Source organism: Peptoniphilus sp., from assembly GCF_022767005.1.
Taxonomy (GTDB): Bacteria; Bacillota; Clostridia; order Tissierellales; family Peptoniphilaceae; genus Peptoniphilus_A.
The window spans coordinates 1-8,378 of the sequence record NZ_JALEOV010000029.1 but is presented as its reverse complement, the minus strand read 5'-3'; the positions used below and the strand labels follow the sequence as shown (position 1 = coordinate 8,378).

Below are 8,378 nucleotides of genomic sequence, written 5' to 3'. Positions count from 1 at the left end.
TTTATCTTCCATCAATCAAATTAATTGGAAATGTATTTAATAAAAAACTTTTTACAAATGTAATTAAAATAACTATTGCGTCAGCTGCAATGGCATTTGGTTCAAAAATCTTTTACAATATTTTGACTAAAAATTTGGGGATTAATTTATCCCTTCTTATTTCTATATTGATTGCTGGAGCAATTTATTTAATTTTATTAATCTTATTTAGAGTTGATGAGATAAAAGAAATTATTAAATTAATATTTAAGAAGCAGTAACATAGTAATTTGTCTTTTATTTTTCTCTTTAATAGTGTAAAATATTAGCTAATAAGGAGTGATAGATATGAAGGTAATTTTTCACGTAGTAGAAGTAGATAAATGGTCTGCTGTAATTTCAAATGTTAGAGATTTACTAGATAGTTTTGATGATATAAAAATTGAAATAATTGCAATGTCAAAAGCTGCATCTCTTTTCAACAGATACTCTGGCGTTGATTTTGAGGGAGTAATTGGAAATCCTAAAGTAAATATCACAATAGGAAAAAAAGCTTTGGAAGAAAATCGCCTTTCAAAGGAATTAATTCCTGCTGGAATTAATGTAGAGGAATTAGTTATAACAAAACTAGTAAAGCTTCAAAACGAAGGTTATGCTTATATTAGACTATAAAAAAGATTCTGCAAATTAGCAGGATCTTTTTTTGTTTTAAACCTTGCAAGTTGTTATAAAAAATGATAAAATACCTATTTGCATAATAACAATTAGAGTGGTGATTTGTACTCTAATTTTGATACACTCATTTGAAAGGCTAGGGTGAGAAAATTAATGGTACATCCTGTTAAATATGGGAAACGTGAGAGAATGAGTTTTTCTCGTGTAGACGAAGTTATGTCACTTCCAAATCTCCTTGACGTGCAGACTTCTTCATATAAATGGTTAATTGAAGAAGGGTTAAAGGAAGTATTTGATGACGTATCTCCTATCGAGGATTACTCTGGCAATTTAATTTTGGAATTTGTCGATTATCATTTATCTGATGAGATAAAATATGATATTGACGAATCAAAACAGAGAGACACTAATTATTCTGCGCCGCTAAAGGCAAAGGTAAGACTTATCAACACTGAAACTGGCGAAGTAAAGGAACAAGAAGTCTTCATGGGAGACCTTCCTCTTATGACACCAACAGGTACCTTTGTAATTAATGGAGCTGAACGTGTAGTTGTTTCACAACTTGTAAGAAGTCCGGGAGCATATTATAAGGAAGAAAGAGACAAGACTGGCAAAAAAATCTATTCAGCAACACTTATTCCAAATAGAGGAGCTTGGCTTGAATTTGAAACCGATGCTCAAGGCATAATCAATGTAAGAATTGATAGAACTAGAAAACTTCCAATAACAGTTCTATTAAGAGCATTGGGAGTTGAATCTAATCAAGAAATAATTGATGTTCTTGGCGAAAGTGAAGCACTTTTAAAGACACTTGAAAAAGACATTACTACTAATAAGAATGAGGCTTTACTTGAAATTTATAAAAAGTTAAGACCAGGGGAACCACCTACTATTGATTCAGCACAGTCACTTTTTGAAAATATGTTTTTCGACGATAGAAGATACGATCTTGCGAGAGTTGGAAGATATAAATTCAACAAAAAATTAGGGATTAGCGCAAGAATAGAAAATAATATTACTGCAGAAGACATAATAGATCCTATGACTGGCGAAATATTGGCAGAACAAGGGGAACTCCTAACTAGAGAAAAGGCTGAAAGAATTGAAGCAGCTGGAGTAAATCAAGTTCTTATAAAGAATGACGAAAATTTTGAACACGCAACAGAAAATACAATAGTAATAGGAAACAATTTTACTTTTGTCGATGCTTATGGACTTGATTTCGACATGGAAGAGCTTGGTTTTAAAGAAAAAGTTTATAGACCACTTTTCGATGAACTTTACGAAGAATATTCTGAAGATACAGAAAAATTTAAAGAAGAACTTGAAAAAGCACATAAAGAATTATCTCCAAAACATATTTTAATTGACGATATTATTGCAGGAATTAATTATGAATTTGGACTTATGAATAATGTTGGCTCAGTTGACGACATCGATCACCTTGGAAACAGAAGAATTAGATCTGTTGGTGAACTTCTTCAAAATCAATTTAGGATTGGTATTTCAAGAATGGAAAGAGTTATCCGTGAAAGGATGACAGTTCAAGATGTTGATGCAACTACACCACAATCACTTATAAATATTAGACCAGTAACAGCTGCTATAAAAGAATTTTTCGGTTCTTCACAACTTTCACAATTTATGGACCAAAACAATCCTCTATCAGAATTAACTCACAAAAGAAGGTTATCTGCACTTGGACCTGGTGGGTTGAGCAGAGATAGAGCTGGATTTGAAGTGCGTGACGTCCATAACTCACACTATGGAAGAATGTGTCCTATTGAGACACCAGAAGGTCCAAACATTGGACTAATTACATCACTTACAACTTACGCAAGAATTAACGAATATGGTTTTATTGAAACTCCATATCGTAAAGTTGTTGACGGAGTTGTAACTGATCAAATTGATTATTTAACAGCCGATGTTGAGTACGAACAAATCATTGCACAAGCTGATGAAAGGCTTGATGAAAATAATAAATTCGTTGAAGACAGAATTGCAGCCAGAGGTCATGGCGGTAATGCCGATATATTTGACATTAAAGATGTAAACTACATGGACGTTTCGCCTCAACAAATAGTTGCAGTTGGTACTTCTATGATTCCTTTCTTGGAAAATGACGATGCAAATAGAGCTCTTATGGGTGCAAACATGCAGCGTCAAGCAGTGCCTCTACTAAAGACTGAAGCACCTATTGTTGGAACTGGTATTGAATATAGAGCAGCAAAGGATTCAGGCGTTGTAGTAGTTTCTAAAAACAAGGGAACTGTTAAGAAAGTTGATGCCGTACACATAGAAATCGAAAGAGAATCAGACAAGGGCATTGACAATTATAAGTTACACAAATTCATGGGTGGAAACCAAGGAACTACAATTAACCAAAGACCAATAGTTAATGCAGGAGATGTTGTAGAAGCTGGCGAAATTATTGCCGATGGACCAAGTACAGACCAAGGCGAAATGGCTCTTGGTAAAAATATCCTAATAGCATTTATGAACTGGGAAGGATATAATTACGAAGATGCTATGCTTGTAAGTCAAGAACTTGTAATTGACGATGTACTAACTTCACTTCATATTGAAGAGTACGAATCTGAAGCAAGAGATACTAAACTTGGACCTGAAGAAATCACAAGAGATATTCCAAATGTTGGGGAAGATATGTTAAAGGATCTTGACGCAAGAGGAATAATAAGAATTGGTGCAGAAGTTAAACCGGGAGACATCCTTGTTGGAAAAGTAACTCCTAAGGGAGAAACTGAACTTTCTGCAGAAGAAAGACTTCTTCGTTCAATCTTTGGTGAAAAGGCAAGAGAAGTAAGGGATACTTCATTAAGACTTCCTCATGGAGAACAAGGCATTGTTGTCGATGTAAAAACTTTTAATAGATCAGAAGGTGACGAACTTCAGCCAGGCGTAAATGAAATGGTAAGAGTTTTTGTCGCTACAAAGAGAAAGATTCAAGTTGGAGATAAAATGTGTGGTCGCCACGGTAATAAAGGGGTTATTTCAAGGGTTATGCCTAAGGAAGATATGCCTTATATGCCAGATGGTACACCTATACAAATAGTTCTTAACCCACTAGGAGTTCCTTCTCGTATGAATTTAGGACAAGTTCTTGAAGTTCACTTGGGACTTGCTGCTAAAAAACTAGGATGGCATGTTGCTACTCCAGTATTTGACGGTGCAAATGAAAATGACATTTTTGACACTTTGGAAGAAGCGGGATATTCTAGAGATGGAAAAATCCAACTAAGAGATGGAAGAACTGGAGAAGAATTTGACCACCCTGTAACTGTTGGTTATATGTATATGCTAAAGCTTCACCATTTAGTTGATGAAAAAATCCACGCTCGTTCAACAGGTCCCTACTCACTAGTTACACAACAACCACTTGGAGGAAAGGCACAATTTGGTGGACAAAGATTTGGAGAAATGGAAGTTTGGGCTCTTGAAGCTTATGGTGCAAGCTATACTCTACAAGAAATGTTAACAGTTAAATCTGACGACATTGTTGGTCGTGTTAAGACTTACGAAGCGATAGTAAAGGGCGAAAATATTCCACAACCAGGAGTTCCTGAATCCTTTAAAGTTTTAATAAAGGAATTACAAGCACTTGCTCTTGATATTCAAGTGCTTGATGAAAACGGAAATGAAGTTGATCTTGAAGTTGACGAAGACGATTTGACAAGGATCGACAACATTGACGATAAAAACACTAGATCAGACGATGATATAAAGGAACTTATTGAACACACAGGAACTGCAAATATTGGCATCAGAACAATTTCAAATGATGAAGTTGAGTCTTTTGAAAACAGTCACTTCTATGAAGATGATGAAGATGACGAAGAAGACTATTTTGATGAATCCGATGAATCTGAAGATTAATTAGTTATTTTAATTAATAGGAAAGGAGAAGTGCTCCTTGAGCGAACATGAATTATTCCATTCAATAAAAATTGGACTTGCTTCACCACAAAAGATTAGATCATGGTCTTATGGCGAAGTAAAAAAACCAGAAACTATAAATTACAGGACATTAAAACCTGAAAAGGAAGGCTTATTTTGTGAAAAAATATTTGGACCTACTAAGGATTGGGAATGTTCCTGTGGGAAATATAAGAGAGTAAGATATAAGGGAGTAGTCTGCGAAAAATGTGGCGTTGAAGTTACAAAAGCCAAGGTTCGTCGTGAAAGAATGGGTCATATTGAACTTGCTGCTCCAGTATCACATATTTGGTATTTTAAGGGCATACCTTCAAGAATGGGTCTTGTTTTAGACATGAGTCCTAGAGCTCTTGAAAAAGTTCTTTACTTTGCATCTTATGTAGTAACAGAAGTTGAACCAGGCGAAACAACTTTATATGAAAAACAACTTCTTTCAGAAATTGAATATAGAGAATTTAAAAAAGAATATGGCGATAAATTTACTGCAAAGATGGGTGCAGAAGCTATAAGAGATCTTCTTGTAAAGGTTGACTTACAAAAGGAAAATGACGAACTTACGCAAGAACTTCAAGATGCAACTGGACAAAAGAAAGTTAGAATTACAAGAAGACTTGAAGTAATAGATGCTTTTATTCAGTCAGATAACAAACCTGAGTGGATGATACTAGATGCAATCCCAGTAATCCCACCAGATTTAAGACCAATGGTACAACTTGACGGTGGTAGATTTGCAACAAGCGACTTAAATGATTTATATAGAAGAATTGTAAATAGAAACAACAGACTTAAAAAGTTAATGGATATAAACGCTCCCGACATTATCGTAAGAAATGAAAAGAGAATGCTACAAGAATCTGTTGATGCTCTTATTGACAACGGTAGACGTGGAAGACCTGTAACTGGTCCTGGAAACAGACCACTAAAATCACTTTCAGAGATGTTAAAGGGTAAACAAGGTCGTTTTCGTCAAAACTTGCTTGGAAAGAGAGTTGACTACTCTGGTCGTTCAGTTATCGTAGTTGGACCAGATCTTAAATTCTATCAATGTGGTCTTCCAAAGAATATGGCTCTTGAACTTTTTAAGCCTTTCGTAATGAGAGAACTTGTAAAGAGAGAACTAACTTACAATATTAAGTCTGCGAAAAGAATGGTAGAAAGAGGAAAAGACGAAGTTTGGGATGTACTTGAAGATGTTATTAAGGATCATCCAGTTCTTCTTAACCGTGCACCGACACTTCATAGACTTGGTATTCAAGCCTTTGAACCAGTTTTAGTCGAAGGTAAGGCTATTAAGCTTCATCCACTTTCTTGTACAGCATATAACGCAGACTTTGACGGGGACCAAATGGCAGTCCATTTGCCACTATCTACGGAAGCACAAGCTGAAGCGAGACTATTGATGCTTTCAACAAATAATATCTTGGCACTAAAAGATGGCAAGCCAATTACTACTCCTACTCAAGATATGGTACTTGGTTCTTATTATCTAACATTAGATAGAAAAGATAAATTAAAGGGCGATGGTTCAATTTACAGAAACTTCGACGAAATGTTTCACGCTTACGAATCAGGATTTTTACACCTACAATCTCATGTATCTGTTAGAAGATTTGCTGATGAAAATGACAAAAGAGGTAAAATTGTTTCATCAACAGTGGGCAGATTTATAGTAAATGAATTTATTCCGCAGGATTTAGGTTTTGTAAATAGAGATGAAGACAAGTATTCTCTTGAAATTGATCAAGTTGTAGACAAAAAACTTCTTGGCAAAATAATTGAAAAAACTTATAAAAAACATGGCAATATAAAAACTGCAGAACTTCTTGACAATATTAAGGCAACAGGATATCACTACTCAACTATTGGAGCTATTTCAATCTCAATGGGCGATGTACAAATTCCTGATACTAAGCCAGAAATATTAGCAAATGCAGAAAAAGAAGTTGCTAAATATGAAAAAGCCTTTAGAAGAGGTCTTATATCTGATGAAGAAAGATATGAAAAAGTAATTGAAATTTGGAACAAGGCAACTGATGATTTAACAGATGATGTAATGGATGGCTTTGATGCACTAAATAATATTTACATCATGGCAGATTCAGGAGCCAGAGGTTCCAAGAACCAAATTAGACAACTTGCAGGTATGCGTGGACTTATGGCATCGCCTTCAGGTAGAACTATTGAAGTTCCAATTACTTCAAACTTTAGAGAAGGTCTTTCTGTACTTGAATTTTATATGTCAGCTCACGGTTCAAGAAAGGGACTTGCCGATACTGCACTTAGAACTGCTGACTCTGGATACTTGACAAGAAGACTTGTAGACGTATCACAACAAGTAATTGTGTCTGAAGAAGACTGTGGTACTGATGAATATTTAGTAGCAAGAGCCTTTAAAGACGGTAAAGAATTAATTGAATCACTTGCTGACAGAATTGAGGGAAGATATTCCTTCGAAGATATAATAAATCCAGAAACGAGAGAAATTATTGTAAAGGCAAATGAAGTTATCTCCGATGATGACGCAATTTTAATTGAATCACTTGGAATAGAAGAGGTAAAAGTGAGATCAGTTCTTGGATGTAAGGCTAAAAACGGAGTATGTGCTCACTGCTACGGTAGAAACCTTGCAACTGGATCACATATAGGAATTGGAGAAGCAGTTGGTGTAATTGCAGCTCAATCAATTGGTGAACCAGGAACACAACTTACAATGAGAACTTTCCACACAGGTGGTGTAGCTGCAGCAGCAGACATCACACAAGGTCTTCCAAGAGTTGAAGAACTTTTTGAATCAAGAAAGCCAAAGGGACTTGCAATTATTGCAGAACGTGGCGGAGTTGTCGATATTAAAGAATCAAATAAGAAGAGAGAAGTTCTTATAACAGCAGAAGATGGAACAGTTGATTCTTATAACATCGTCTATGGATCAAGACTAAAAGTTAAACAAGGCGATGAAGTTGAAGCAGGCGATGAACTTACACAAGGTTCAGTATATCCACAAGATTTACTCCGTGTAAAAGGAGAGAAGGGTGTACAAGAATATATTGTAAAAGAAGTTCAAAGAGTTTACAGACTTCAAGGGGTAGACATCAACGACAAACACATTGAAATAATTGTTAGACAAATGCTATCAAAGTGCAAGATAGAAGATGCAGGAGACACAGATTTACTTCCAGGCTCACTTGTAAATGTAGTTGATTACAAGGAAGCAAATAAAAAAGCAATCGAAGAAGGTAAAGAACCAGCAATTGGTCATGTAAACCTACTTGGAATTACAAAGGCATCTCTTGCAACAGACTCCTTCTTATCAGCAGCATCCTTCCAAGAAACAACTAGAGTTCTTACAGATGCAGCAATAAAGGGCAAAGAAGATAAGCTTGAAGGTCTAAAAGAAAATATAATCATTGGACAACTTATACCAGCAGGTACTGGTGCTCGCATAAATTCCAAAGTACAAATTGGCATAGATGAGAGATTAAAAGAAGATTATAATATATTAGAAAATTCTGAAGTAATTTCTAAAGATGAAATCAAAAAAGAATTAAAAGAAGAAGTAACACTTTCAGAAGAAGAATAAAATAGACTCTATGTCAAATATTGGGGGGACTCGTTAATTCGAGTCTCTCTTTAGTACCATAAATAGTGTAAGAAAGGAAGTAATTCCTATCTTGCACTATTTTTGTATAATGAAGAAGTAGTATGACGAGTCTCTTTTAGGGTTAAAACATCCGACATAAAAACTGTCAACCACCTCTTCATTATTCATA

General features: G+C 35.1%; 4 protein-coding genes. All 4 read left to right on the top strand.

Annotation, left to right across the window (positions count from 1 at the left end):
- A partial coding sequence (locus tag MR285_RS02370; protein ID WP_293557645.1) for a polysaccharide biosynthesis C-terminal domain-containing protein occupies positions 1–260 on the top strand: 260 nt, incomplete at its 5' end.
- 67 nt (positions 261–327) lie between these two features.
- Complete coding sequence (locus MR285_RS02365; protein ID WP_169969025.1) at positions 328–651, top strand: hypothetical protein; 324 nt, start codon at positions 328–330, stop codon at positions 649–651.
- A gap of 156 nt (positions 652–807) precedes the next feature.
- Positions 808–4,551 carry a DNA-directed RNA polymerase subunit beta gene (locus MR285_RS02360; RefSeq protein WP_293557641.1) on the top strand — a complete coding sequence of 1,248 codons (3,744 nt, stop codon included), beginning with the start codon at positions 808–810 and terminating at the stop codon, positions 4,549–4,551.
- A gap of 37 nt (positions 4,552–4,588) precedes the next feature.
- A complete protein-coding gene (gene rpoC, locus MR285_RS02355) occupies positions 4,589–8,188 on the top strand; it encodes a DNA-directed RNA polymerase subunit beta' (RefSeq protein WP_293557639.1) in 3,600 nt (1,199 codons plus the stop codon).
- Positions 8,189–8,378: the final 190 nt, after the last annotated feature.